The sequence below is a fragment of the Paracoccus tegillarcae genome (assembly GCF_002847305.1).
Taxonomy (GTDB): domain Bacteria; phylum Pseudomonadota; class Alphaproteobacteria; order Rhodobacterales; family Rhodobacteraceae; genus Paracoccus; species Paracoccus tegillarcae.
Genome location: NZ_CP025409.1, coordinates 60,188 through 84,738 on the forward strand (window position 1 = coordinate 60,188; position 24,551 = coordinate 84,738).

Here is a 24,551-nt window from a genome sequence, read left to right on the forward strand (position 1 = left end):
AGGTTTAGCGCATGGGTCCGTTCCGCATTCTATATCTCGACATGAACAGCTTCTTCGCGAGCGTCGAACAGCAACTCAACCCAGGCCTCCGCGGCCGACCCGTCGCGATCACCGCCGTCGATTCGGGCTCCGGCGCCTGTGTCGCCGCCTCCTATGAGGCCAAGGCCTTCGGCGTGAAAACCGGCACCAGCGTGCGCGATGCCCGCCGGCTCTGCCCCGGCATCACCTTCCTGCCCTCCCGCCATCGCCTCTATGTCCGCTTCAACCTGGCCGTCGCCGATGTGCTCGATCGCCATGCCGAACTGACCCATATCCGCAGCGTCGATGAGTTCCAGTTGGCCCTGTCCGGCGAGGCACGCAGCCTTGCCGGTGCGACGGGTCTCGTCGCCCGGCTGAAAGCGGCGGTCGCGGCAGAGGTCGGCATCTGCCTGCGGTTTTCCGCAGGGATCGGGCCAAATCATCTCTTGGCCAAGATCGCCGGCAAGCTCGAAAAGCCCGATGGCTGCCGCTGGCTTTCCCCTGAAAACATGCCCCAGGCCATCGCCCATCTTTCCCTGGACGATCTGCCGGGGATTTCAGAGGCGATGAAGGCCCGGCTTTACCGCGCACGCATCTTCGATATTCCAAGTCTCCATGCGCTCGATCCGCGCCACGCCCGGTTGATCTGGCGATCGGTCGAGGGCGAACGCTTCGTGCGGATGTTGCAAGGTATGGAGATCCCGCTCATTGCCACCGAGCGCGGAGGGTTCGGCAACAGCAAGGTGCTGGCCCCGGAGTTTCGCGATCCGGTCCGCGCCTATCATGTCGGCCGCTGGCTGGTCGAGAAGGCGAGCGCCCGTCTGCGCCGCGATGGTCGCGTTGCGGCCCGGTTCAGCCTCACGGTCAGCTTTCTGGCTGGCGGCACTTGGGCGCGAAATGTCAGCTGCTTTCCGACCCAGGACACGGCGATCTTTCTCAGGCTGCACCGCGCCCTCTGGATACGCCTCTGGCGCAGCGTTCGGCCCGGTGCGATCATCAGCCTTGGCGTCCATCTGGGCGATGTCGATCTTCTGACCGCGCGGCAAGGAGATTTGCTCCTTCCCCTTGCCCCGGCCGAACTGACGCGGGGCGAGCAGATCTCGAAGGCACTCGATCAGATCAATGCCCGCTTTGGCGATGGCGCCATCCGGTTTGGTCTCAATGCACCGCATCCGGGGTTTTTCGAGCGTGGGTAGGACTGTTCCTCACTTCGAGCGCCAGCGACTGATTTGGCGGGCTAGGTCGGGACCAGCGCTGAAGCCCCAGATAGCGCCGCCCGTGGTGAACACCAGCACCCCAGCCATCGCACCGAAAGGTCCACCGACAATGCCGGTGCCGGCACCAATCAAGAAACCAAGCGCCGCGCCGCAAATCGTCCCTATCGCCCGTGCTGTCATCTCACCTCTCGTCAATAGCAGCGTTTCGAAAAACAATCGCAGAGAATGATGTTCACCGCCAGATCGGCGCGCGCCAGCCAGCAGTGATGGCTTCATCTTCGGAACAGAACCAGCGTTCGCCCTTGGCGACATTGATCCGGGTCTTTCCATACCACGGCGACCATGGCGCGTGGTAAATCTTGCCACCCGACGAAATATTGCCCTTGATCGGGCAGCCCTCCGGTGCCTGCTGGGTGGCCTCAGCCCATTTCCGGTCCCGGAAATCCCAGGGCGTCTCGTAATCGCCTTGCCAGATGCCGACCGCCGCCGTCCGGGCGATTTCCTCTGCACCGACATAGTCATCTGAATAGCGCGTGAAGGCGCGAGCCAGGCCCGCTGCAATCATGGCATCACCGAGATCCTGACCATCGGCATCACAGCGGGCAATCGTGCGTCCGTATTTGTCCTGGTCCAGCGCCTCGCAGCTGACCGTGCCTGCTGAAATCAGCGTGTCGAGCTGGTCCAGCGCCGCCTGGCCGCAATCCCAATCGCCGCAGCGCTGCCCAAGTTCCGGGGCATCTATGCCGTTGATTCTGATGCGAAGTCCGTCGAGGTCGAAGGTATCGCCATCCACCACGCGCGTCTGCGCGAAGGCGGCTGTCGATGAGGTGGCGATGAAGAGTGCGGCAAGGATGAATTGTCGGGTCAGTGTCATCGAATGATCATCGGCAACTTCTGATCACGGGACAAGCATTTCCGGACGGCCATGAAGATCGATGGAGGCCCGCATATCGCGGGCCACGCCAGCCGGGGGATTCGGACAAAACCGAACGCCCCGGCTTTTGTTTGGCCGCGTTCCGCAGCCGTCATGGGAACCGCCGGTTCCCCCGTTCAAGGGCGCGTCCGCTTGACGGGGCAAGGGGTGTCCCCGGCCTTCCTTCGCGCGGCGCGCTCCGTGCAGGCCGGGTGATCCCCCTCCCCTCGCCCCTACGGCCGACCCCTGATCGGGTCCCCCTCCTGCCCTCGCCGGGAGGCAGGGTTTCAGGAGAGGCGCGCGGTCCCCGCGACCTCGCCAGAAACCCCGCCCGATGATGGGCACCCCGCACAAGGCAACGACCAAGGCGGGACCGTCGCAAAATGGAAGATGACCATGTTTCACAATTTTGATGGCCTGACCCGTAACGAAGGCCGCTGGCTCAATCTCTGGGCCGCGTTCGATGTGACCGGGGACTATCTCGGCACCTTCACGCTGGACGATCTGCGCGCGAAGGCAGCCGATGCTGGCAAATGGGTTAGCGCCGTTCGGTATCGCCGGGCTGGTCAGCAGATTGACCAAGCCGCGCTGGCGCAGCATTTCAACGGGCTGCCGTGCGGCACGACCATCTTTGCCTTCTCAGGCTTCCGCCTGTCCCCCGTCCGCGACATGGGTGGCAGTATCGAAGTCTGCGATCCCGGCGAGCATGATTTCTGGTCGGTCTATGGGTTTCACCGGGACGCCGAAGAATGGCAGATTGTCCATGATGCCCCTTGGGGCGAGATCGGCGAAACCCTCGCCCGGATCGTGGACCTGACCGGCGAACTGGTCGAATACCGCGACCTGTCACACGCTTATGCCAATACCCGCCTGCCCGATCTGGTCGACCTGCTGGCACAGCGCATTCTGGATGAAATCCCCGACCAAGACGACGCCGATGCGCGCATGGATGACGCGGACGCGCATCCGCTGGAAGAACTGCGGGACCTGATCCTGTTCGCCCTCAATGCGCGGAGGGGCTGATATGGGCTGGCTCATCTATCCCGACACCCCCGCCTGCATCCGCGATGAAATCGCCCGGCTCTGCACCTGGGACAGCGAGAATGGACGGGGTTTCCCCGTCCTGATCAGCCGCAAGGGCTCGGTCTGGTATGCGGCGATCCGCGCGGAACCTGCCGCTGGCCGACTGGACACCGGGCGCGACCCCACCGGGCATTTCGAGACTGACGCCACCGGCGGCTATACTTTTGCCGCCGTGTTCCTGACCACGACCAGCAAGGGCGAGTGGGGCTATAAGGACATGGACGAAACCAGCGGCCCCAATCAGGCCCAGGCCCCGGCGAAACTGCTGGACCTGCTGTCACCGACAAGCGCCGAATACGCCCTCGACTGGCGGCAGCGCTGCCGCGACCACGCGGCGCGCAACAGCCGCCGCATGAAACCCGGTGACGTGATCTGTCTGGCAACGCCCCTGCGGTTTTCGGATGGCGCTGAGTTGCAGACCTTCCGCGTCTCAAAGGAAAAATGGGGGCGCAGCAACCGAACGGTGTTCATCAGCACCGAAACCGGCGGGCGCTATTCCATCAGCAACATCATGTCCCGCGACTGGACCCGCATCTGACCCGGCAGCGCCGCGCCCGATGGCGCGGCTGCACCCGTGTCCCCCGACATTCAAGGATCAGTTCCATGACCCATGCACAACAGATGATCACCATCCCGAACAGCCTCTATGGCGATCAGACCGTGACCGCCTATTGCCGGTCGGGGCTTGGCGTTTTCAAGCAGCACAAACGCTGGCAGGTCGTTCATGTCGCATCCGGCATGAGCATCGGCGGCGGACGGGGCGGCGATCGCCGCACCCGGAAAGGTGCTTTCGCGATCATGGACGCCCTTCTGCAGACGCCGGTTGATTGGTCGAAACCCTATGATCAGGTCAGCAATGATGTGGCCGCCAACAAGACGGCGATCATGCTGGCGCTGAGCGTATCACGCGACCAGTAATGCCCGCGCGCCGCGCCTGATGGCGCGGCACCCTGCCCCATCCCCACAAGGATTTTGACATGGCCCACCCCGCCGTGACCGCATTCCTGCGCGCCCTCGATCAGTTTGACCGCTCGAAAACCCGCACCGAGATCTTCCGCCTGTTCTGCGAAATGGCCTATTGCGCGCTTGCCAAGCGCGCCTCCCCGTTCTCCGATCAGCGGGACCGGCTGGAAGCACAATACATGGACTGCGTCGGCAGGTTCCCGAACAAGGACGATGTGCGGCGCATGCCTGAAATGATGGCGGTCGCCATCGAGGCCATCGCCGGCGGCGGCATCGACTTCATCGGCCAGGTCGCGGCCGAGATCGGCGCGCTCGATGCGGGCCTCGGGCAATTTTTCACGCCCTATGAGGTCAGCCGCCTGATGGCTGAAATAAGCCTTGGCGATACCGCTCGCCAGATTGAGGCGCAGGGCTTCATCACTGTGTCCGAACCCGCCGCCGGTGCCGGTGGCATGGTTCTGGCGATGGCCGATGCGCTCGAAAGCCAGGGCTTTGATCCGGCCAGGCATATCTGGGTTGAGGCGGTCGAACTGTTCCGCAGCACTTTCCACATGGCCTATATCCAGATCAGCACGCGCGGCATCGCCGGTCGGGTGATCAACGGCAACAGCCTTTCGCTGGAGGTGTTCGAGCAGTCATATACAGCGTCTGCGCCGGTGTTCTATGGACTGCATGGCGATCCGTTCGCGAAGCAGAAGGACGTCGCCCGCCGTGCCGCGCAGGCCGAGGAAGAGGCCCGCGCCCGGACGCGCGAGCTGCTGCACAGCACCGCGCCGGTCCAGGCTTGCGCTGTCTGGCAATGCGATTGACGCAGGCCATTGCGTTGCCTATTCTGACCGAGAACGAAAGGGGATCACCGATCCCAGTTTTCAGGTTTTCCTTCTGCGACGAAGGTTCACTTGGGCCGCCCTTGGGCGGCCTTTTTCTTTATGAAATACTTGAGGAAATGATTATTTGGCTACACAATCAAGGTAGGCAGAGCGGGTCTCTGTCGCGGGTACTGCTTGAACTTTACCAATCTGACCGTCTTCTGTTTTACAGATTAGATGGCTGTCATCCTCCTTGTCGGCAATTAATGACCACTTTTGACTGATCCACGCTGCACCAAGTAATGCAACGGCACCTATTACCGCGGCTATGATCGTTGCATATGCAGACCACCGTGCCTCACCGTTCTTAGCCATTAAACGCCCTTTCTACTCCATCTCTGCTACGCCAGATCGGTTTCGCTGAAATCCCGTCCCTTGTAGAGCAGCGGAACCTGTTCGGCCTTCGCGCAGGCATAGGACAGCGCATCGCCCATGTTCAGCTGCGCCGGGTGGCCCACCTGCTTGCCGTAGATTGCCAGCGCCGCGATCGCGCCCTTGCCGATCTCGCTGGTGATCGGCATGTCCTGCGCTTCGAGGGCTTCCAGCAGCTGATCGACCAGCCCGGTCGCATCGGCGTAGTCGGCGGCAGTGGCCGGTCCCTTGCCGCGCGTCTCGATCCGCGCGCGCACCAGTGCCAGCACCGCCTCCATCCGCACCACTGGTGAAAAGCGCAGCGTGCCGCGTGCGGCCTCCATCGCCTTCAGCAGCGCGGTGCCGTCCGATTCCCGCAGCAGCACCGCGACCAGCGCGCTGGCATCGAGAAACATCAGTTCTCGCCCCACATCTCATCCATGAACGCCTTGTCGGAGCTTTTCGGGGAGACGAACCCGCCGTCAGCCGCCTGCCGCTGGATCTTCGCAACCCGGTCCGCCAGGCTTTCTTTCGCCGCCAGCGCCTCGATCTGTGCCGCCAGTGCCCGGCGCACCGCCTCGCTCTTGTTGCTCTGGCCCGTCATGGCACAGTATTTTTCGACCAATGCGTCGATCTCGTCGCCTCTGATCAGGATTGCCATGTGTATATCCTCTGATGTATAATCGGTATATACACATCAAGATAGATTTCTGCAATTCCCGAGGTCAGTGATTATCGACAGGTGATCTTTATGCGTTCAGCCGATATTGCCGTCCCCGCCAGCCGCTATCAGCTCGGTGCTGATACCTTCGATGCCGCATCACCCAATTGGCAAGGCATTCTCGCTACGGCGCATCGGAACAAGGCCCGGCCGGCTTGCCTCTGTTCATCAGCATCCCCGCTCATGTATGTCGCCAAGATCCAGGGCGAATTTTATCTGAAGCGGATGCCCGGCACCGGACACGCCCATGACCCCTCCTGCGACAGCTTCGCCATGCCGCCGGAACTGTCGGGTCTTGGTCAGGTCGAGGGCAAGGCCATCACCACCGATGACAGCGGCGAAACCACTCTCAAGCTGGATTTCCCCCTTTCGGTCCGAGGCCGGAGGGGCGTTGCCCCGGATGCCGGCGATCACGAACCCACCGTGGCCGAGGCCAGCCCCAGCAAGCTGGGTCTCCTTGGCTTGCTGCATTTCCTCTGGGATGCCGCCGGCCTGACCATGTGGCGCCCCGCCTATGCGCGCCGGTCCTGGTGGATCGTTCATCGCGAACTGACCGCCGCGGCCGAGCGCGCCAATGCGAAATCCATGCCGCTGTCCTCGGTCCTGTTCGTGCCGCCCATGTTTTCCGCCGAGAAGAAGGACGAACTGGCCGCCGCGCGTCGGCGCTTCCTGCATCACCTTCAGCCGGTCAAGGGCAAGCCCATGCCCCTGGGCGTGCTTGTGGCCGAGCTGAAGGACATGGAGCCGTCCCAATATGGCCGGAGGATTCGGTTCAAGCATCTGCCTGACATGGCCTTTTTCATGGAAGAGGAGCTGTGCGCCCGTTTCGACAAGCTTGCCGGTGACAAGATCCGCGACGTGGAGGCCGTCGAAGGCGCCCATCTGATCGTCATCGCCACCTTCAACATGCGCGGCAACTATGCCGAGATCCGGCAGATCGCCGTTATGGCCGTCACGGCACAGTGGATCCCCTTCGATCATGATCGCGAGCTGCGTCTGATCGAGGCCATGCGAGATCGCCATTTCAGCAAAAGTCTACGCTACAACATGCGCCAGGACGCCCCGATCGCCAATGCCGTGATGCTCGACACCTCGCCCCCCACCGCTCTTTACTGCCCATCGCAAGCACTCCAACCCGAACTCGAACGCGAACTGGTCGAAATCGCAGCAGAAGGCGTCTATCCGGCGTGGATCTGGCCGGCGCAGGATGATGACATGCCGGGATTGCCAGCTGCTGGATAAGAGAAGCAAGGTAGCCAGCCAGCACCCTCGGAGCGGTTTTCGCTAGACGAGCTTCAAAACGCGTCATCAAAGCCCTAGTGAATCATGACCATGTCTTCGATTTCAAACGGTCCCGCCCCGAAAATTCGGTTGTAAGAATGGTTCCACACGGCTTTCAAAAATATGCCTTCTGCCTCCCGGTAGGACCAGAAGACCTTCTTGTATTCGCTGTGCTCTGAGCGAATTTTGATCGCATTGCTGTCCGAGTGCAGCCTCCCGGTTTCTCCGTCATCCTTGATCTCGACCAATGCGATACTGTCGCGGGTGCGCCGTCCGCTGACGCCCACAACGAAATCAGGGAAGAACCGCTTTCCGGTCGGCAGGATCAGCCGCGTTGCCCACTTCTCGTTTTCCGGGTTGCGCAGCCACCACTTGATCCGGCCCGTGTCGTCATTGTCCAGCATTTCGACAAAGGCCCGCTCTGGTCGGTTGTAACGACCGATGAAAGCCCCGTAGGCCCCCTTCTTGGCCTTTGGCGCGTCCTTCGGGCCAAATTGTTCTGTCGGGACTGGCTCGTTACTCTCTAAGCGGATGTGATGGCCCTGTGCGATGCGAACGGCCTCTTTCAGCGCCTGCGGCTGTCGCAGGATCGCCAAGTTGATGGTCCTGCGAATGTCGCGGCTCGTCGCGGCGATACCATCCTTCTGGCACAAGCGGGCAAGCTCGGCCTCTACCGCTTCGCGGATGCGGCGGGGGTCGATCCCGTCATTGAACATAAGCTGCGCTTGCGCCTGTTCCGCGATCCGGGCCGCCGACATCCTGACACTCAGGTTGCGCTGATCCGTCTGGCCCGCGTTGAACAAGTCGCGCATCGACAGTTCGGCGTTGCTGTTCACCGCCAGCAACATCGAGGTCATGGGCACCATCCGGCAAAACTCGCGGGCGATCTGCGGGCAGAGGTCGCCTTCGATGTCGAACAGGTTCGGCAGTTCCTCCCGCACAAGCGCGGTTGGAATGCCCAAATCCGTCCGCAGCAGATACTTCACCTGATGTTCTTGCGGCACCGGCTGTGCGGGTGTCACGCGAGGCGACAGGACATCGGGAAGGTTCGGGAACAGAGGCGGTGTGGCCGGGGCCGAAAAGCCTTCGACTGCACTCAAGGCGCTTTGCTGGCGCGGGGGCGAGGCGGTGGCATAGTTCGGGTTCAGCAACCCCATCGACACCTGCCGTTCAATCCGGTCGCCCTCGGTCTCACCCGGCACTGTTTGCACGGGCGGGGGCGGCAACGGCGTTGCGCCATAGCTTTCTGCCGCCCGCGTATCGTTGCCCAACACATTCACGTCGAGCGTGTCGGTCAGCACCGCGATCCCCTCGCGCACCGCTTTCAGATCGGCGGCGGCCTCATCCAGGCCCACCTGCAGCTCCGGGTCCGACATGAAGACATAGCCCCGGTCCAGCAGCGGCTCAGACCCATGCAGCGGACGCACCAGCGGATGCACCCGCATGATCCGCCCCACGATCTGCAAACCGAAATCCCGCCCGCGCGACGGGCGCACCGAAACCAGCGTCCATGCTCGCGGCGCATCGAACCCGGTCGCTACGGCCAGCTTGAACACCAGAACCTCGATCTCGGGGTCATAGGCCAGCGTGTGAAACGCGGGGTCGGGCTCGCCCGAGGTGTGGACGGCAATCGCCTTCTCGGGCACCCCGATCTCGATCAGCCGCTCCGTCACCCGCGCAACCGGGTCTTCCTTCCCCTCTTGCTGATCCTCGACCTGCACCAGCATCAGCGGCGTCAGGCTGATCCCCTTTTCAGCCAGCTTGTCCTTGATGAACGAATGCTGCGACCATCCCGCCGTCAGGGTCGCCGCTTCGGTGTCGATCAGCGCCCGGTCCTCTTCCTTGAACCGCAGCACGCCGACCATCAGGCCGATCTTGTTCAACCCCGCCTTCACCACGGCCTCACGGGCAACCGTCACGCGGCTTGCCACCTTTAACCCGGCATCGCGTTCAAACTTTTCCAGCTTGGCATCGTTCGGCGTGGCCGTGGCCAGCACCGTGAAATCGGGCGAGAGCACATTCAGAAAGAAATCCGCCGTCGCCGCAGCACCCGAGCCGAAATTCAGATGCGCCTCGTCGATCACCACGCCGATACGGAACCCCCGCTCGCGCAACTCGGCAATCATGCTGTCCACCGACAGCGACGCCTCCTTGTCACTGCGGACCTTGCGGCTTTCCTTCTTGACCACGGCGACCGAGGCCCAGGTCTGCACGAACACATCGCCATCCCGCGCAGCACTTGCCTCGCGGTCGGCATAGACATCGCGCTGGCGCAACGCGCCGCATTGGGCGGTCAGGGCGCTGCGGGTCTGCGTCACCAGCCCGGCATAGGGGGCGAACCAGAACCAGACCGTCTTGGCCGAAAGCTGCCCACGCACGGCTTCCAGCGCACGGCCCAGCATCAGGGTTTTGCCCGATCCGGTCGGGGCTTGCAGCAGGATCACCCCCAACTCACGCGAAATCCGCGTCCGGTGTTCGGGTTCGCGGTCATGCAGGGCGGATACGGTGCGCAGCGTCTCAGCCAGCGCATCGACGGCGTTCAACTGATACTTGGCCAGCGATACTCGGAAATCAGCGTCACCCGTCATTGGCGGAACCTTCCGACCAGTTCGGTGCGCACGGATCGCACGTCCAGCGCATCGCCAAGCGCGGCGGTGATCTGGCCGGGTGCCCAGGCATAAACAAAGGCATTTTCGCGCCGATCCACTACCCCGCGCAGATGGCCCAGCAGTTCGGTGCTGACCCGATCCGCGAAGATCAGGGTCTGGGCTTCCGTCTTGTGCTCCTGCCACGGCGCTTGGGTGTAGCGGGTCATGGGCAGGCGGTGCAGGGTTTCCAAGGCCGCCCAAACCTCGGCGGGCGCAAGGTCTTGGTCGAGGTCTTCAAACTCGATCTCGCGGCAGCGTAGATAAGCGAAATCGGCGGCAAGCTCCGCAAACTTCTTGTCGTCCGAGGCATTCAGGCGGCGAATGCGCTCCGCCGTCACATCGCGGCAGAGGTTCTTGTCGGGTTCATCGGCGGTCGCCTCAGTGGACGACACCATGATGAACCGCCGATCACCGCCATCTTCTGCGTTCAACTCCATCACGGCTTGGGCCGTGGTTGCCGACCCTGCGAAGAAATCAAGAACGATGTCGAAAGGCGATGCAGCCTGACGAATCATTTCGCGCATCAACGAAACGGGCTTCGTGTAGTTAAATGCTTTAGATCCAAAGATATCTTGAACGGAGGTTGTGCCCTCTTGGTTCATACCCGATACAATGAAAGCTTTAGGGTCAGCGTCTTCACCTTCTGGCACAGTCTTTGCTTCGGAGAGAGGCGTGATCCAAGACGACAAAGGCTGATTTGCGTTTTTGAGCTCAGACTTGTATCTGACCCACTGCGGAATGCCGAAGCCAACACGTTTGCCGACCCAAAAATCCAAGTGCGGCATACCTCGCCAAATCTTCTTGGTCTTTTTGGCCAGCGGAACTTCGCTCGCATCAATTGCGCTCAACAGTTCGTCCAGTGTTTCCCAAACCACAACTTTCTGGTCTTCGGGAAAGACGATCCGACCAGCCTTTATCCATTTTCCGATTTGATCGCCTGAGGGCATAACCCCCTTTGCCGCCGCGTCAGGCGGAAAGACTTTCATAACGTCACTGATAGCTTCAAGTTCAGCATCCTTGCGACCGCCCTTTGGAAAGGGGGCGGGCCAAACGCGCTGAGGGTTTGGCGGATAGTAGGTGTCGGTCTTGGGATCATACATCGCGTAGAACCCATTCTCGCGCTCGGTCATGTCCTTTGGCTGGCTAATGTCGCTCAGACGATACCAATCATTGGCCTTCTCATCCCAGAAAATATACTTCTCATAGGTCTTCTCGTGCCCCGAAAACCGAAACTGCGGCTTGGCGTAGATCAGGACATGCTCATGGTTTTCTGAAAGGAACGCGCCTTTTGTGTCGTTTCCACCTGTTCTTGTCCGCCAAGCAAACGACCCCACCCGCATCCCCGGCATGGCCTCGTCCATCAGCAATTCCAGCTTGGCCCGCTGGTCATCATTGATCGACACAAGGATCACCCCGTCCTCGGCCAGCAAATCCCGCGCCAGTGTCAGGCGGCGGAACAAGAACTCCAGCCAGGTCGAATGGAAATAGGCATCCTCGGGGTTGGCGTAATGGTCGTTATAGACCCAATCCTTCGCCCCGGTGTTATAGGGCGGGTCGATGTAGATGCAGTTGATCTGCCCGGCCATGGTCATGCGCAGCCAGCGCAGGGCGTCGTAGTTATCGCCCTCGATCACCATGTTCCGCCAGGGCGCGGGCTTGTCCGACAGGTCGGGGATGATCGTCGCCGCCACGAAATTGGCGTCCACGGCGTTGTCCGCCTCGATCTCGTCCCGCTCCCAGACCAGCCCCAGCTTCTTGGTGCGGTCCCGCTTTTTCAGAAGTTCGATCAACTGCTCGCGGGGAAGATCGTCATATTTGCTCATGCCCTGTCCCGTGTTCTTGGGGCGTTTACTCCGCCCGTTAGGCTCATGGCTGGCGAGGCAAGCTCGCCGCCCGTTCCCCAAGCGATACACCGGGGCCGCACATGTCTCAACGCCGGAGGCATTGCGTTAGCACGGCACGCGACTCCACCTGCCTTCAGCCCGAGCCACGCGTTCACGCGTCTCGGCACCGTGGGTGACATTTCCTGTCGCGGGCCCAACGGCGCCGGCAGGTTGTCCAGCCCGGAGCGCAGCCCAGGGCCTTGCAGGCTGAAAGCGAGACGCCAAGGATCGAGCGTCAGCCTGTGGTCAAGCTGCACTATCCAAGGATCATGAGGCCCGTGTGCCACGGGCCACGCCAGCCGGGGGAATAGGACAAGCCGAACGCCCCGGCTTTTGCTTGGCCGCGCCAGAGCGCGGCCGTCTGGAAACCGCCGGTTTCCCCGTCAACCAGAAAATACTGCGCCGTCTGCGGGGCCGTGTCCTCGCGCTGTGCGCTGCGGGCCGCACCACCCCCTTGTCGGCTGGATTTTCAAGTTGCCGGGCCCCCTTCCCGCCCTCGCCGGGAGGCAGGGTTTCAGGAGAGGCGCGCGTTCCGCGTCCTCTTCTGAAACCCCGCCCGATTATGGGCATCCCGACCACGGCAAAGACCAAGGCGGGACCGTCGCAAAAAGGAAACTGACCATGGGTCTGGACCAATACGCCTACAGCATTTCCGAGGAAAATGCCGCAGAGGGTGGCCATGTGCCGCAGTTCACGTGGCGCAAGCATTCCCGGCTGCAAACGTGGATGGAAGCCCTCTACACCGCCCGCACCGGACTTCATTCCGACAACCTCAACTGCGGTGAGTTGCGGCTGACCGAAGCGGACCTGACGGCGCTGGAAACTGCCATCCGCGAGAAGGCTCTGCCCGTCTGTCACGGCGGATTTTTCTACGGCCACCAAGCGCAAGAGGAACAGGCGGACGCCTATCACGATCAGGACCTCGCGTTCTGTGCATGGGCCAAAGCTGAAATCAGCGAGGGCCGCGCCGTCGCCTATTCCTGTTGGTGGTAATCGGATCGGCCCGCGCCGCGAAGGGCGGGCCGGGGCTGGCCTGTCGAGCGGGCCAAAGGGGAGGGGCGGCCAACGTCCCCCCCGACCATCACAGCGTGAAAGGAGGTGAGAGGAACGAACCAATGGCTTGAACAGCGCATCACCGAAGCGTGGGCACTCATCAGGAAGGGCGGACATTCCGCGAAGATCGGCCGCGCCTTCCTGATCCAGCACGGAGTCATCTGACCCCCTCGCCTCGGCCCAACGGGCCGGGGCACCGATACCACAAAACCAATGTCGCAAACAAGGATATACACCATGAAACAGAGTGCTATCGACAAGGCCCCGATCCAGTATTTCCCGATGGATCGCCTTTATATTTCGCCAATGAACCCGCGCGAGAGCGTGAATGACGAAGGCATCACCCTGCTGGCGGAAAGCATCAAGGTCGCGGGACTGATCCAGAACCTGGCAGGTCATCTGGACGAGGACGGCAAGGTCGGCATCGTCGCAGGTGGCCGTCGCCTGCTGGCCATGACGGAAATCCCGCCCGAGGACATGGCGGCAATCGGACTGACGGAAATCCCGGTGCGGATCGCGCCGGATGAAGCCACCGCCCGCGCTTGGGCCAGCATCGAAAACACCGCCCGCGAGGCCCTGCACCCCGCCGATGAAATCCGCGCCTATGGCCGGATGGCCGAAAGCGGCACCACCGTTCCGGCAATCGCCCGCGTGTTCGGCCAGACGGAAAAGCACGTCTATCGCCGTCTTGCGCTTGCCGCCCTGCCCGTTCCGGTGCTGGACGCGCTGAAAGCCGGAGAACTGACCCTTGGTGCTGCTGAATGCTTCACCGTGGCCCAGAGCGAGGCGCTTGCCTTGGAGGTTCTGGACCGGGTGCGCGGCGAGGATTATTCCGTCGCGCGGCTGAAACAGGCATTGCAGCCGGAAGCCATCGGCAAATCTGATCGTCGCGTCGTCTATGTCGGGCTGGATGCCTATGAGGGCGCGGGCGGTCATCTGACTCGCGATCTGTTCGCGGATCAGGTCTTTCTGACCGATGCCGATCTGCTGGACAGCCTCTATGCCGAAAAGCTGGCCATGGATGCCGACATGCTCGGCCAGGGCTGGAAATGGGTCGAGACGAGCGACGACCAGTATATCCCCTATGAGGTCACGTCGAAACTCGACCGCATCTATCGCATCGAGGGCGAACTGACCGAGGAACAGGCCACCCGCTATGACGAACTGGCCGAACTGGCCGAGGGCGACGTGCTGGACGAAGCCGGTCAGGCGGAACTGGATGCGCTGGAAGCAATCTGTGACGGTGAGTTTACCGACACGCAGCGCGACCATGCCGGGCTGTTCATCTTTGTGGCCCGCGACGGACAACTGACCGTGCAAGCGGCCTTTGTCCGGCCCGAGGATCGGGACGCCGCCATCGCGGCGGAGGTTCTGACCGGCCATGCCGCCATGCGCGGACAGACCGGCAGCGCCGCTGATGCCGAGCCGAAATCGCCCATCAGCAATGCGCTGCGAGAGGATTTGAACCGCGTGGCGAAGGGCGCAAGGCAACACGCTGTCTTGCGCGATCCTGATCTGCTGATCGCGCTCTTGGCCTATCAGTTGAGCCACGATCTGCAATGGCGCAGCCCGCTTGGGCTATCGACCGAGGACGTGCCGAACTGGCCGACAACGGCAGCGGAAGGCTATGCGCTGGATGATCGCCTGACCACGAACGCGCTGCCCGACATGCATGGCAAAGACCTTGCCAAATCCTTCCGCGCCTTCCGCAAGAAAGGCGAGGATCACATTCGTGGCGAGTTGGCCCGCTATCTTGCGGCCCATTATCGCGGCGGTTCCGATGAATTGCGCGCTTTGATCGACAAGGACACGAAGCCAGCGATCCGCGAGGTCTGGACCCCCACGGCGGCGAATTTCTTCAGCCGCGTGGGAGGCCCCTATCTCAATGATCTGTGGCGTGATCTGCTGGACCTGAAAGAAGAGCACCCGACCGCCACCACCTTCGCCAAGCTGAAAAAGGGCGAGAAGGCCGAAATGCTGGAAGCCCTGTTCAGTGATCCGGTGATCCGCACCGCGCGCGGCGTCACCGAGGCGCAGGAGGCCCGCATCGCCGCGTGGCTGCCCGAGGGTATGGAGTGACCAAGGCGGGGCGCGCGCAAGACGCGCGCCCCGTGCCATCACGGAGGATCGACCAATGACCGATGAGTTCAATCAGAGCGACTATCAGAAGGAAAAGGCATGGCACGGGCTGTCATGCGGCTGTGGCGGCGGATACCGCGTCGGCCATGCCCTTGGCTGCCCGGACGCAACCCGCGACGACAATCTGTCCTGGTTGGACGATGATATTGCCCGCGCTGTGGCGGCGGGCGACCAGGAGGAAATCGCCGATCTGCGCCGGATCAGGGCCGAGATCGAGCGGCTGCCAACCAGATATGCCGATGGGGACTGAGCCATGCGCTTCATCAAAGCGTCCCGCCACCCCTTCACCGATACCGCCCGCAAGCGCGCAGCCCTTGCCCGCAAGCAGAAGGCCGAACGCGATGCCCTGCCGCTCTTTGCGGCAGAAATCGCCGCCGGCCAGCGCAGCCCTGACGATGTGATGCAGGCCCGAGCGGAAAGGTGGGCGGCAAGCGAGGCCCGCAGGCGGCAATGGCGTGCGGAGCGATGGCGGCAGGCCCGCCGCGAAATCGACGCCATGCCAAAAAACATGCGGCGCAAGGTCCGCGCCGCATGGGACGGTGCACCCTACCCCGCCGATCCAGTCTATCTGCTGGATTTCCTGCATGAGCTTCGCGTGGGTCGGCGCAGCATGGACGCCCTGCCCTTCACACCAAAGCCGGTCAATGCGCGTGGCCACAGCATCAGCATCGGAGGCCTGCCATGATGACGATCCTGAGCGCCCGAGACATTGCCGAGGCCATCCCCGCCCATTTCGAGGCTGACCGCCGTGCCGCCTTCGCCGCGCTTCATGCCTCTGCCGATCTGAACAGGGATCAGCGCCGGGCAAGCGCCGACCGCGCGCTGGCGCAGGCAGTCTGGGACAGTTTTGGTGAAAATCCAGCGGTGGATTTCACCGCTTGGCGCCATCCGGTGCTGGCCGTGCCCTGCCCGACCTGCCGCGCCAGCATCGGTGCCTGGTGCAAGCGCCCAAGCGGCCACCGCGCTGCCGATCTGCACGATGAACGCGGCGCCGATGCGGATCGGGCGTTCATTCGGCAGCACGGGGCGAGTGCCGCCATCCGGCGCGATGGTGCTGGCTGGATCATCGACGCGCACGGACGCGAGAGGGATTAGACCCAAGAATAAAGCGCCCGCCGACCCTTTCCTTCTGCGACGAAGGTTCAACTGGCCCCGCCTTGCGCGGGGTCCCTTTTTGCGAGGAAGCCTTTGATTGCCCTAGCCGGCCCCGGCTTTGGGCCGGGGACTGGCCAGGCCCGTGCGCTTCGCGCTGAGACGCGCCGCCGGTGCGTCAGCGCCGGTCGCCAGTATTACCTGAGAGTGCTCCCTAGCACCCAAAGTCTATCAGGCTAGAATACGAAGTCGTCCAATCCGAGGGCTGCCTTACTAATATTCTTGATAACAAGAACATCACCGTCAGAGTCACGTAACTCAACATCCGCCCCGACCTGGTAAAGCCGGGCTTGCACGGTAGAGTAATTCGTAAGAGTTGTACTCCCGCGTAAATAGATCACATCACCAGCAGGATCGCTAAAATCCCATATTGTGTCTCTACCATCCCGACCATCGAAAGAATTGTTGGAATTAATGAACAAGAACGAATCAGCTCCCGCGCCTCCGTAATAATTGTCATTCCCACCAAGTCCATTGAATGCGTCTGCACCGGCATTACCACGAAGTGTATTTGATGCCGAATTGCCTACTAAGGCATCGCTACCGGAGCCGCCCGTGGCATTTTCAATAAGGGAGCGCACATCGGTACCATATTGAAGTGCATTATATATATTGCCGGTCGCAAGTTTATCTGGTGCGCCATACCAATTCCGGTTCAGGACTGCAAGTTGGTTGGTGTCAAAGGTACTTCTATCACCAGGTGTCAACCTAATTATCATGTCTGTCGTATAGGCCGAGAGGTCATAGGTATCTATGCCACCTCCATCCCATATCGTTGCAAAGATTGTGTCCCCAGCCGCATCTATCCCAACGGCTCCATTGACATATGTGTTTCCATCACCCGGCAGCCACTTATATGTCGTATTTCCACTATTTGTCGTGAAGTCAGCGCCATAAGCATGTTGTAGAGCGCGAATATCGAGCATCATAAATGTTTGAGCATAGTCAAATTTATCGTTTCCACCGACGCCAGACGCTCCCTCGCCTGGGTATGAGTTATAACTCATGACGGTGTATTCCATCGCATCATAAGTTGGGTTCAGGGCTGGATTATATGGGGCAGTGTTGTACGTTGAGCTTGGGTGTTTGAGGCCGAGCGCGTGGCCTGTCTCATGAATGACATTGTACCACCCAATTGTCCCTGCTCTGACGTCGGTATACATACCATCATTCAGCCATACATCACCTGATCTCGTAACTGGAGCGGTTCCAGGAAAGGACGCATACCCGCCTTCATTGCTTCCTGTCATGGCGGTTTGGGCGTATCTGATATGAGCTCCACTTACCCCTGAAGGCGCTGCAGATTCGGCAATATTAAGGTTAGTGAAGCCTTCGACCGAAAAACCCTTCGAACCTGCCCATGTTGTACCTTCGAGCGCAAAATGCGCCGCATTCTTAGTGCCCAGGGTAACTTGCGAGAAGGTTGGGAGTTCAAACGGTCGCACCTGTGAGGCCTGATAGCCCGAACCATAATTGGAGGAACTTGTGGAAAACGTATAGTAAATTGTTGATTCGGCCCATTTTGCTCCAAAGAGCATGCCGTCTATCAAATTCGCGCCGTACTTTGGGACTGCAGCGCCGGGATTATTTGTTCCTGTCATTTTCATAAACTCCTAATTCATCATATTTCCCATGAGCGGTTCAATCAAATAATGATCTTCGGGACTATATGAAGGAACATCTGGACAGCCTTCATCGATTCTCGTTTGTAAATTTTCTTTTACTTTTTGTACCAAAGGTTTATTTGCATAGGCATAATTCTCCAGCGACTCCGCCCGCGTAAGAAGGGCGCGCAGGTTATCATTGCTTCCATGTCGCATCATTATTTGAAAATAGTTAGGATCAGCGAGCAAGACCCTATCGCCTCTTCGAGGTGGGGGTTCCGAAACCACCTTCTTGGGCCCTGCGGCCACAGGACAACTGAATTCCGACGGCGCGTAACCATTACACGCGGCCAGGTAAAACAGTGTCAACCCAGCAATCATAGGTGAAAGAGACCGAATCACTGCTACCTCCGCGCGAATCATACTAAACATCTATTGTTACGGTCCGGGTTATTCGCAAGTGACGATCATTAGCCGGCGATCGATGCTTGGCTGAGTCGGCAGGATATTGCCAAGGTTACACTGCGGTGCTGCTAACCTTTGGTGCAAGCGTCTGCCCGCGAGCGGGCACCGCGTCTTAGTCCGGCCATGGCCGGACCCAAGCCAGACAGGGCGATGAGCCCGGCTGCGGCGTCTGCGGTCTGTCTCGTCCCGAGCCAGATCCTCGTGCGCCGGTCTTGGGCGCCCTGCCCTGTCGGTCTTGGCCCATTCGGGTGACGGCCGCTGACGCGGGCTGGCCTTCAGCCGCCCCGTTCCCAACCGGATCATGGGGCAGCCGTCACCGCCCTCCCAATCCCGGTCGGCCGGTCGGTTGGGTCAAAGTCTCTCGGCCAAAGGGCATGTTGTGGCGTAAAGAGCTTGGCGCTGTGACCCTGGCAGCATTGCGGTTGAACCGGAGACGGGCAGCCGGTCCCGTTCTTGCCGACTTTCTCGCTGACGGTGACGCGGGGGCTTGCTGTCGTGGCCAACCCGGTCCTTACCAGCGGGTGCGTTTCTCATCGATGAAATATGACAGGGCAGCGCCCCGGACGGCCTTTTGAGGCCCGCCTATGGCGGGCCACGGCTTGATGTCATTTTTGGCCTTCAATGACGAATTTCCCCTGGCCTTCGGCCATTCCTCGCGGAAGACAAATTCCTCATTGACCGACGCTCTTCCTGCCCCGTCCCGGAAATTTCATCGAAACGCCAAGCAGGAAAGGAAAACCAAATGGCCAACGAAAGCATGAAGCTCCGCGTGAAAACCGGCGAGAAAGACGGCAAGAACTTCTGGGACAGCTGCGGTGTCCTCTTCATCAACCGCAATGCCGCCGGCGAGATCACCTCCATCCAGGTCCGCCACAACATGTTCCCCGGCGTCGATATGGTCGCCTTCCCGAAACGGGACGACGACCAGGAGTAACGACAGGGGCGGCGAAAGCCGCCCCTTTGCCGTTCCATCCGGTCGCTCACGCGACAGCCTTCGGCCAGGAAGATCGAAGGAGGCCCGCGCAGATCGCGCGGGCCACGCCAGCCGGGGGATTCGGACGACGCCGAACGCCCCGGCTTTTTTCTGGGCCGCGGGACCGCGGCCGTGACGGGAACCGCCGGTTCCCCCGTTCAAGGGCACGTCCGCTTCACGGGGCAAGGGGTGTCCCCGGCCTTCCTTCGCGCTGCACGCTCCGTGCAGGCCGGGTGAGTCCCCTCCCCTCGCCCCTGCGGCCGACCCCTGATCGGGTCCCCCTCCTGCCCTCGCCGGGAGGCAGGGTTTCAGGAGAGGCGCGCGGTTCGCGCGTCCTCGCCAGAAACCCCGCCCGATGATGGGCACCCCGACCACGGCAAAGACCAAAGCGGGACCGTCGCAAAAAAGGAGGCCACACATGGCTGAATATCGTTTGGGATCGTCATCCCTCGTTCATACCCCCGGCCTGATCGCATGGGCGATCAACGGCTACCATTTCGAGGAAGATCGTCCGCAGCTGCTGGACGTGATCGCCGCGACCTATCCCGGCGTGCCGCGTGAGGCGCTGGAACAGCTACTGCTGCGCAAGATCGACTATCGCGTCGATGGCGAAACCGTCGTCTTCACCGTGGAGGCTGACCATGCCCGCGCGTGAACCCGATCACCCCATCACCATTCATTGCCCGCATTGCGGAGGCCAGAGCATTCTGGCCGACGCCTGCGCCCGCTGGAACGTCGAGACGCAAGAGTGGGAACTGTCCAACGTCTTTGACAATACGACCTGCGACGATTGCGGCATCGAGGTCAGCGCCGTCGAGCGCCCCGTGCAGGAGGACGCATGATGGCCCATTTTGACGTTTATCAGCATGTCACCGACCAGATCATTGCCAGCATTGAGGCCGGCACCCCGGTCTGGCGGAAGCCATGGAGCGGCGATGCCGGCGGCATACCCTTCCCCCGCCGCAGCACCGGCGAGCATTATCGCGGCATCAATATCCTGATGTTGTGGGCGCGGGCCGCTGAACAGGGCTATCGCAGCGCCCATTGGTTTACCTATCGTCAGGCGCAGGAGGCAGGCGCGCAGGTCCGCAAGGGCGAGAAATCCGCAACGGTCGTGAAGTATGGCACCGTTGATCGCACTGATGCCGAGACCGGCGAAGAAAAGACCTTCGGCTATGCGAAAGCCTATCGCGTCTTCAATGCTGACCAGATCGACGACTTGCCCGAGGAATTCCAGGCACAGCCTGTTGAGGCCCCGCGCGATCTCGGCACCGAAACCGACCCGGCACTTGAGGCCTTCTTTGATGCTACCGGCATCGAGCGGCGCAAAAGCGAGCGGCCAGAAGCTTTCTATGATGTGGCGGGTGATTTCATCCACATGCCGCCAGTCGTGACCTTCCACGATGCAGCCGGATATTACGCCACCCTTGCCCATGAAGCCTGTCACGCCACGGGTGCTGTGCATCGGCTGGACCGTTTCAGCCGGTTCAACGGGCGCCGGGATCGGGCCTTCGAGGAACTGGTGGCCGAGATCGGCAGTGCCATGGTCTGCGCACAGATCGGGGTGACACCAGAGTTCGGGCAGACGGCGGCCTATGTGGAAAGCTGGTTGCGGGCATTGAAGTCCGAGAAGCGGTTCATCTTCAAGGCCGCGACCGAGGCGCAGAAAGCCGCCGACTGGCTGATGCGCACCGCCCCCGCGGGTCACTTGGACAGAACCAACCGGGCCGCCGCGTAAGGCGGCCCCATAGGAGAGCAATCATGCCCATCCTTGCCCGATATTCCCGCCTCAACGTGCTGATCTCAGCCGGCGGCGGCGCCGTGATCCGGGCGGTCGTCATGAGGATTCCCCGCGTCCGGTTGGGTCTGGCCCGCGCGGTAACCGCCACGACGATGGTCGCGCCAGTCTCGATCACGACCACCATGCGCGCGAGCTGGCCATCAATTTCAGGCTGTTTGGCGGACCAAGTTGTACGAACTGCGGGCCCATTCTGACCCGCAGATCCGCTGCGGCACGCTGATCGAGGCGCGCAAGCGCGCCCGGCAACGCCGGGACCGTTTCGACATCGACATCCTGATTTAAGAGACCGATCCTTTCGAAGGCGAGAAAATGTTGGAGGTCATTAGCTGATGCCCACGCGCGAATATACCGACAACCAGTTGAGCGAGGCTGCGGGACTGCGCGAAATAGGTATGTCCCACGCCACCATCGCCCGCAGGCTCGGCATGTTGGTCAGTGCCGTCAGCTGGCACTGTCAGCGCCCGGTGCCGACAGCCCTAACACGCGCGGCAATACCCGACCGCCGCGCGAGCCTACGATCGTTACCCGCGGCGGCTTCAGGGTCTGGCGGTTTTCCCCGGTCGAGGATGCCACAATCCTCGCGATGGATCTGAACGGCGCAACAATCGCCGAACTCACGCGCAAGCTCGGGCGACCATGGAACTCGCTGCGCTGCCGACAGATGACGCTGGCGCGTCAACAGCCCGCCGAGAAGCAGCGGAGGATGACGATGTTTGATCAAGCCGTTTAGCCCGCCGCGCGCCTTGGGCGAGCGGCGGCGATCGAGCGGCTGGTCGTCGTCATCGCCGATTGCCAGGAAGGTGATCTGCGGTTCATCCTGTCGGCGGTGCTGGAAGGGATTTGCGCCGGAGAGCCTGCGCCTGATTCTAGCGGCGTAGACCAGGAGGCGGGAAATTGGGGCGCGCTGGCAAGCGCGATGACGAACTGCGCGCCTATTTCGGCGCCTGCGGTGACCGCCTCGCCAGAGGCGGGCTTGGCCCGCGCGGCAAGTTCAGGCTGGCCCAGAGAGCGATGGCGGGCAAGAGCCACGAAAATCTCGCCACGGTTAAGACCGGTTTCTCCGGTCGCTTCGCATGGCAACCAACGGGTTCCTTGTCCCTGTCGAACCGCGTCTATGTTCCGCTAGAACACAGGTGCGCGACGCGGTAAACCTCAACAGCCGAGACGAGGCAAATTGACACATGGCCTGTCCAAACAGGTTAGTTTACCTAAGCTGTTATCGAAGCCATATTGTGGCGATATAGTTCTGTCCCCCCGAGGAAAGAGTATGCCCCGCCTGTTTTGGCGGGGCATTTTTGTTTTCAACGGTCCAGTTGGGCGGTTGTGAGTAGCAGATGCCTGACATTGGACGTGGAAAGGTTTGCCGGGGCCAGGCAACGGCTACCCAAAAGTTCGGTTTCCGGTTCCTGCAGTCACCACGCGGCGAGTTAGCCCCCCCGTCTGTTCGCAGACTCCGGGGCCGAATTCTCTGCCGAGATCACGCCCGGGCCGTGAGACGTCCTCCACTGCCTTGCGACTGGTCACACAGTCTAGACCTCTCCTCAGACCTCTCCCACCAGCGGCTTACGGTTCTGCAGGTGACGCATCGCCAGCTTGCGGCCCTGCCGGCCCGAGACCAGTTCCCGCGCCGGGACAGGAGCATGCTCAGGAGCTCGAAGTTCAGGGAATATCGTGAAGATCTCCTCCAACGCCGCCGGACCAACCGATTTCAGCGCCTCGGCGCCGGTGAAGAGCGATTCCGTTTCCGCGCCATTGGCCAGGACGATCTGGTGGGTATCGAAGAGAAAATGGACATAGGTCACCTCGTCCAGATCCTGCGCCACGTCGATGCCCTCGATCTGGCACAGCTGCTTGGCGGCAACCAGCACCTCGTCGGCGCCGAACATGGTCCGGGCGATGCGCGAGCGCACCAGAATCCGGTGCTGCGGCGAGACGACAAGGTCCGCCGTCGGCCGGCCCGCGCCAAGCGCGCCCTTGCGGATGCGGATCGGGCGCAGCTTCGAATGCGCGGCCAGCATCGCCGCATCCAGCCGGCGCTTGCCGATCCAGCGGATCGCCTGCAGGCCGGCATCCCGCGTCTCGACCAGATCGCCGACCTTGAGATCGCCCGCCGCCACCTCGCCCGAGGCGGTGCAGATACAGGCATCGGCGGCAAAGCAGAGGACATTGGTATTGTCCCAGGTCAGGTTGGCCCCCGCCACGGCCGCGCCGCCATTGCGAATGATCAGCCCGCCCGCAGATTGCAGCACGCCATCGGCCTGATCGGCCCTGAGCCAGCCAAGCGGCGTGGCGTAATTCGTGCCATTCGCCAGGTTATAGGCGGCCAGGTTGGCGGCGTTGTAATAGCCGCTCAGATCGACGAAGTCGTTATTCGCCTGATTGCCATCGGCGATGTTCTGCCCGGTCGCGGTGTTGAAATCGGTGATGATATCGGCGTCACCGGCAAGGAAGGTGTCGAAGCCCTCGCCCCCGGTCAGGCTGTCCGTGCCAGTCCCCCCCTCGAGCCGGTCATTGTCGGCGCCGCCGCTCAGGCTGTCATTCCCGGCCCCGCCGCGCAGCGTGTCGCTACCAGCACCGCCGAAAAGCGTATCATTGCCGGCCTCGCCCAGAAGCGTGTCATTGCCGGCGCCACCCTCGACGATGTCATTGCCCGCCCCGGCCGAGACCGAGTCATTGCCCAGCCCGGCGCGGATGTAATCGTCATTGCCGGTCATGCCCGGCAGGATGGCATCATTGGCATCGACCCGGTCGCCGGCCCCGTCGATATAGCCTTGACCGATGACGTTGTTGCCGTCGGTGCCATCGACATAGCCATCTCTGAAGGGCAGCAGATTGCGTTCCGCCGTGATCCCGCCGAAATTGCTGATGTTCGAGGGGTTGTTCGGGACCGAAACCGAGATGATCGGAAATTCGGTGATCGCCGACTCACCCGGTTCGCTGCCGACAACCGGCGGCGGCATCAGGAAGACATTGCCGCTCACATCCTGTATCAGCCGGACCGGTACAGTAATGGTGCGGGTCGCACCGCCACCGATGGCCTGGACCACCGATACGTTATAGACCCGGATCGTCGAGTCCGCTTGCAGCGTGTAGGTCGTGTCGTTCAGCGTGTAAGTGATATTGTCCAGCGCTCCAGTCCCGCCCGGCTGGTTGTGGTTCAGCGAGACGGTATTCCCGGTGCCGCGGTTGTCGTTCAGCGTCACCTGGGTACTCTGCGAGAAGAGCGGGGTCCCGGCGCTGCCAAAAACCCGGTTCCCAAGAACAGCGCCAACGTTCTCTGCGGTGTTGTTGGTCTCGGTGGGATCCATGTCCGCCAATTGGCCGAGATACAGCATCTGGTAGGTAAAGCTGGGCATGAACATCGGCTCCAAAAAAAACACTTCACATACATCCGCGATAGCCGTCGAGCCATCGGAG

Annotated in this window: 24 protein-coding genes; 15 read left to right on the forward strand and 9 right to left on the reverse strand. The window is 61.6% G+C overall.

Annotated features, from left to right (window positions below; genetic code table 11):
* Window positions 1-11: 11 nt before the first annotated feature.
* Window positions 12-1,214 carry a DNA polymerase Y family protein gene (locus CUV01_RS18800; RefSeq protein WP_101462279.1) on the forward strand — a complete coding sequence of 401 codons (1,203 nt, stop codon included), beginning with the start codon at window positions 12-14 and terminating at the stop codon, window positions 1,212-1,214.
* 253 nt (window positions 1,215-1,467) lie between these two features.
* Here the strand turns inward: CUV01_RS18800 and CUV01_RS18810 are convergent, their stop codons facing one another.
* Window positions 1,468-2,109 carry a thermonuclease family protein gene (locus CUV01_RS18810; RefSeq protein WP_101462281.1) on the reverse strand — a complete coding sequence of 214 codons (642 nt, stop codon included), beginning with the start codon at window positions 2,107-2,109 and terminating at the stop codon, window positions 1,468-1,470.
* Between the two features lie 435 nt (window positions 2,110-2,544).
* Here CUV01_RS18810 and CUV01_RS18815 point away from each other — a divergent pair, with 435 nt between their 5' ends.
* The 4 genes from CUV01_RS18815 to CUV01_RS18830 all read left to right on the forward strand — a co-directional run bounded on the left by CUV01_RS18815 (window position 2,545) and on the right by CUV01_RS18830 (window position 5,003).
* Window positions 2,545-3,171, forward strand: a complete 627-nt coding sequence (locus tag CUV01_RS18815) for a hypothetical protein (RefSeq protein WP_157994923.1) — start codon at window positions 2,545-2,547, stop codon at window positions 3,169-3,171.
* A 1-nt stretch (window position 3,172) separates the two neighbouring features.
* The gene (locus CUV01_RS18820) at window positions 3,173-3,769 is read left to right on the forward strand and encodes a DUF6927 domain-containing protein (protein ID WP_101462283.1); all 597 of its coding nucleotides are present in this window, start codon (window positions 3,173-3,175) and stop codon (window positions 3,767-3,769) included.
* 65 nt (window positions 3,770-3,834) lie between these two features.
* On the forward strand, window positions 3,835-4,149 hold the full coding sequence (locus CUV01_RS18825) for a hypothetical protein (protein ID WP_101462284.1): 315 nt from the start codon (window positions 3,835-3,837) through the stop codon (window positions 4,147-4,149).
* Window positions 4,150-4,208: 59 nt separating this feature from the next.
* Window positions 4,209-5,003: an N-6 DNA methylase gene (locus CUV01_RS18830; RefSeq protein ID WP_101462285.1), complete on the forward strand. Its 795-nt coding sequence runs from the start codon at window positions 4,209-4,211 to the stop codon at window positions 5,001-5,003.
* 141 nt (window positions 5,004-5,144) lie between these two features.
* On the opposite strand, the gene CUV01_RS19780 is transcribed toward CUV01_RS18830, so the two are convergent.
* From CUV01_RS19780 to CUV01_RS18840, 3 genes are read right to left on the reverse strand one after another with little or no spacing between them, the layout of a single operon-like run.
* Window positions 5,145-5,378: a hypothetical protein gene (locus tag CUV01_RS19780; RefSeq protein ID WP_157994924.1), complete on the reverse strand. Its 234-nt coding sequence runs from the start codon at window positions 5,376-5,378 to the stop codon at window positions 5,145-5,147.
* Between the two features lie 26 nt (window positions 5,379-5,404).
* Entirely contained in the window at window positions 5,405-5,830 is a 426-nt protein-coding gene (locus tag CUV01_RS18835) for a type II toxin-antitoxin system VapC family toxin (RefSeq protein ID WP_232962805.1), read from the reverse strand.
* Window positions 5,830-6,075 (reverse strand): type II toxin-antitoxin system VapB family antitoxin, encoded by a 246-nt coding sequence (locus CUV01_RS18840; protein WP_101462287.1) that lies wholly within the window; start codon window positions 6,073-6,075, stop codon window positions 5,830-5,832. The genes CUV01_RS18835 and CUV01_RS18840 overlap by 1 nt, the downstream gene beginning before the upstream one ends.
* A gap of 90 nt (window positions 6,076-6,165) precedes the next feature.
* On the opposite strand from CUV01_RS18840, the gene CUV01_RS18845 reads away from it, so the two are divergent.
* Window positions 6,166-7,377 carry a DUF1173 family protein gene (locus tag CUV01_RS18845; protein WP_157994925.1) on the forward strand — a complete coding sequence of 404 codons (1,212 nt, stop codon included), beginning with the start codon at window positions 6,166-6,168 and terminating at the stop codon, window positions 7,375-7,377.
* Between the two features lie 74 nt (window positions 7,378-7,451).
* Here CUV01_RS18845 and CUV01_RS18850 read toward each other — a convergent pair whose 3' ends face one another.
* Both CUV01_RS18850 and CUV01_RS18855 read right to left on the reverse strand, forming a co-directional pair.
* Window positions 7,452-10,004 (reverse strand): DEAD/DEAH box helicase, encoded by a 2,553-nt coding sequence (locus CUV01_RS18850; protein WP_101462289.1) that lies wholly within the window; start codon window positions 10,002-10,004, stop codon window positions 7,452-7,454.
* A complete protein-coding gene (locus tag CUV01_RS18855) occupies window positions 10,001-11,887 on the reverse strand; it encodes a site-specific DNA-methyltransferase (protein ID WP_101462290.1) in 1,887 nt (628 codons plus the stop codon). Before CUV01_RS18855 ends, CUV01_RS18850 begins: the two co-directional genes overlap by 4 nt.
* A 681-nt stretch (window positions 11,888-12,568) precedes the next feature.
* On the opposite strand from CUV01_RS18855, the gene CUV01_RS18860 reads away from it, so the two are divergent.
* The 5 genes from CUV01_RS18860 to CUV01_RS20170 all read left to right on the forward strand — a co-directional run bounded on the left by CUV01_RS18860 (window position 12,569) and on the right by CUV01_RS20170 (window position 16,234).
* A complete protein-coding gene (locus CUV01_RS18860) occupies window positions 12,569-12,940 on the forward strand; it encodes a phosphoglycerate kinase (protein ID WP_101462291.1) in 372 nt (123 codons plus the stop codon).
* A gap of 297 nt (window positions 12,941-13,237) precedes the next feature.
* Window positions 13,238-15,079: a ParB/RepB/Spo0J family partition protein gene (locus tag CUV01_RS18865; protein ID WP_101462292.1), complete on the forward strand. Its 1,842-nt coding sequence runs from the start codon at window positions 13,238-13,240 to the stop codon at window positions 15,077-15,079.
* Window positions 15,080-15,134: 55 nt separating this feature from the next.
* The gene (locus CUV01_RS18870; RefSeq protein ID WP_101462293.1) at window positions 15,135-15,389 is read left to right on the forward strand and encodes a hypothetical protein; all 255 of its coding nucleotides are present in this window, start codon (window positions 15,135-15,137) and stop codon (window positions 15,387-15,389) included.
* A gap of 3 nt (window positions 15,390-15,392) precedes the next feature.
* A complete protein-coding gene (locus CUV01_RS18875) occupies window positions 15,393-15,824 on the forward strand; it encodes a hypothetical protein (protein WP_101462294.1) in 432 nt (143 codons plus the stop codon).
* Window positions 15,821-16,234: a zinc finger domain-containing protein gene (locus tag CUV01_RS20170; protein ID WP_232962806.1), complete on the forward strand. Its 414-nt coding sequence runs from the start codon at window positions 15,821-15,823 to the stop codon at window positions 16,232-16,234. The genes CUV01_RS18875 and CUV01_RS20170 overlap by 4 nt, the downstream gene beginning before the upstream one ends.
* Before the next feature lie 233 nt (window positions 16,235-16,467).
* On the opposite strand, the gene CUV01_RS18885 is transcribed toward CUV01_RS20170, so the two are convergent.
* The gene (locus CUV01_RS18885; RefSeq protein WP_101462295.1) at window positions 16,468-17,898 is read right to left on the reverse strand and encodes a M10 family metallopeptidase; all 1,431 of its coding nucleotides are present in this window, start codon (window positions 17,896-17,898) and stop codon (window positions 16,468-16,470) included.
* A gap of 6 nt (window positions 17,899-17,904) precedes the next feature.
* Window positions 17,905-18,144 carry a hypothetical protein gene (locus CUV01_RS19785; protein ID WP_157994926.1) on the reverse strand — a complete coding sequence of 80 codons (240 nt, stop codon included), beginning with the start codon at window positions 18,142-18,144 and terminating at the stop codon, window positions 17,905-17,907.
* 958 nt (window positions 18,145-19,102) lie between these two features.
* Here CUV01_RS19785 and CUV01_RS18890 point away from each other — a divergent pair.
* From CUV01_RS18890 to CUV01_RS18905, 4 genes are all read left to right on the forward strand, one after another.
* Complete coding sequence (locus CUV01_RS18890; RefSeq protein WP_101462296.1) at window positions 19,103-19,294, forward strand: hypothetical protein; 192 nt, start codon at window positions 19,103-19,105, stop codon at window positions 19,292-19,294.
* Between the two features lie 457 nt (window positions 19,295-19,751).
* A complete protein-coding gene (locus CUV01_RS18895) occupies window positions 19,752-19,988 on the forward strand; it encodes a hypothetical protein (RefSeq protein WP_101462297.1) in 237 nt (78 codons plus the stop codon).
* Window positions 19,975-20,175, forward strand: a complete 201-nt coding sequence (locus tag CUV01_RS18900; protein ID WP_101462298.1) for a hypothetical protein — start codon at window positions 19,975-19,977, stop codon at window positions 20,173-20,175. Before CUV01_RS18895 ends, CUV01_RS18900 begins: the two co-directional genes overlap by 14 nt.
* Window positions 20,172-21,071, forward strand: a complete 900-nt coding sequence (locus CUV01_RS18905) for an ArdC family protein (RefSeq protein WP_101462299.1) — start codon at window positions 20,172-20,174, stop codon at window positions 21,069-21,071. The genes CUV01_RS18900 and CUV01_RS18905 overlap by 4 nt, the downstream gene beginning before the upstream one ends.
* A 1,604-nt stretch (window positions 21,072-22,675) precedes the next feature.
* Here CUV01_RS18905 and CUV01_RS20265 read toward each other — a convergent pair.
* Window positions 22,676-24,514, reverse strand: coding sequence for a Hint domain-containing protein (locus CUV01_RS20265; RefSeq protein ID WP_277869395.1), 1,839 nt, complete (start codon window positions 24,512-24,514; stop codon window positions 22,676-22,678).
* Window positions 24,515-24,551 lie beyond the last annotated feature (37 nt).

What these genes read in the sequence shown, in the direction of transcription:
- CUV01_RS18800 (WP_101462279.1), top strand. Translation starts at nt 12, where the DNA reads ATGGGTCCGTTCCGCATTCTATATCTCGACATGAACAGCTTCTTCGCG.
- CUV01_RS18815 (WP_157994923.1), top strand. Translation starts at nt 2,545, where the DNA reads ATGTTTCACAATTTTGATGGCCTGACCCGTAACGAAGGCCGCTGGCTC.
- CUV01_RS18840 (WP_101462287.1), bottom strand. Translation starts at nt 6,075, where the DNA reads ATGGCAATCCTGATCAGAGGCGACGAGATCGACGCATTGGTCGAAAAA.
- CUV01_RS18810 (WP_101462281.1), bottom strand. Translation starts at nt 2,109, where the DNA reads ATGACACTGACCCGACAATTCATCCTTGCCGCACTCTTCATCGCCACC.
- CUV01_RS18895 (WP_101462297.1), top strand. Translation starts at nt 19,752, where the DNA reads ATGGCTGAATATCGTTTGGGATCGTCATCCCTCGTTCATACCCCCGGC.
- CUV01_RS18835 (WP_232962805.1), bottom strand. Translation starts at nt 5,830, where the DNA reads ATGTTTCTCGATGCCAGCGCGCTGGTCGCGGTGCTGCTGCGGGAATCG.
- CUV01_RS18875 (WP_101462294.1), top strand. Translation starts at nt 15,393, where the DNA reads ATGCGCTTCATCAAAGCGTCCCGCCACCCCTTCACCGATACCGCCCGC.
- CUV01_RS18890 (WP_101462296.1), top strand. Translation starts at nt 19,103, where the DNA reads ATGGCCAACGAAAGCATGAAGCTCCGCGTGAAAACCGGCGAGAAAGAC.
- CUV01_RS18820 (WP_101462283.1), top strand. Translation starts at nt 3,173, where the DNA reads ATGGGCTGGCTCATCTATCCCGACACCCCCGCCTGCATCCGCGATGAA.
- CUV01_RS18850 (WP_101462289.1), bottom strand. Translation starts at nt 10,004, where the DNA reads ATGACGGGTGACGCTGATTTCCGAGTATCGCTGGCCAAGTATCAGTTG.
- CUV01_RS18860 (WP_101462291.1), top strand. Translation starts at nt 12,569, where the DNA reads ATGGGTCTGGACCAATACGCCTACAGCATTTCCGAGGAAAATGCCGCA.
- CUV01_RS18830 (WP_101462285.1), top strand. Translation starts at nt 4,209, where the DNA reads ATGGCCCACCCCGCCGTGACCGCATTCCTGCGCGCCCTCGATCAGTTT.
- CUV01_RS19780 (WP_157994924.1), bottom strand. Translation starts at nt 5,378, where the DNA reads ATGGCTAAGAACGGTGAGGCACGGTGGTCTGCATATGCAACGATCATA.
- CUV01_RS18855 (WP_101462290.1), bottom strand. Translation starts at nt 11,887, where the DNA reads ATGAGCAAATATGACGATCTTCCCCGCGAGCAGTTGATCGAACTTCTG.
- CUV01_RS18870 (WP_101462293.1), top strand. Translation starts at nt 15,135, where the DNA reads ATGACCGATGAGTTCAATCAGAGCGACTATCAGAAGGAAAAGGCATGG.
- CUV01_RS20170 (WP_232962806.1), top strand. Translation starts at nt 15,821, where the DNA reads ATGATGACGATCCTGAGCGCCCGAGACATTGCCGAGGCCATCCCCGCC.
- CUV01_RS18900 (WP_101462298.1), top strand. Translation starts at nt 19,975, where the DNA reads ATGCCCGCGCGTGAACCCGATCACCCCATCACCATTCATTGCCCGCAT.
- CUV01_RS18865 (WP_101462292.1), top strand. Translation starts at nt 13,238, where the DNA reads ATGAAACAGAGTGCTATCGACAAGGCCCCGATCCAGTATTTCCCGATG.
- CUV01_RS18845 (WP_157994925.1), top strand. Translation starts at nt 6,166, where the DNA reads ATGCGTTCAGCCGATATTGCCGTCCCCGCCAGCCGCTATCAGCTCGGT.
- CUV01_RS18825 (WP_101462284.1), top strand. Translation starts at nt 3,835, where the DNA reads ATGACCCATGCACAACAGATGATCACCATCCCGAACAGCCTCTATGGC.
- CUV01_RS18885 (WP_101462295.1), bottom strand. Translation starts at nt 17,898, where the DNA reads ATGAAAATGACAGGAACAAATAATCCCGGCGCTGCAGTCCCAAAGTAC.
- CUV01_RS18905 (WP_101462299.1), top strand. Translation starts at nt 20,172, where the DNA reads ATGATGGCCCATTTTGACGTTTATCAGCATGTCACCGACCAGATCATT.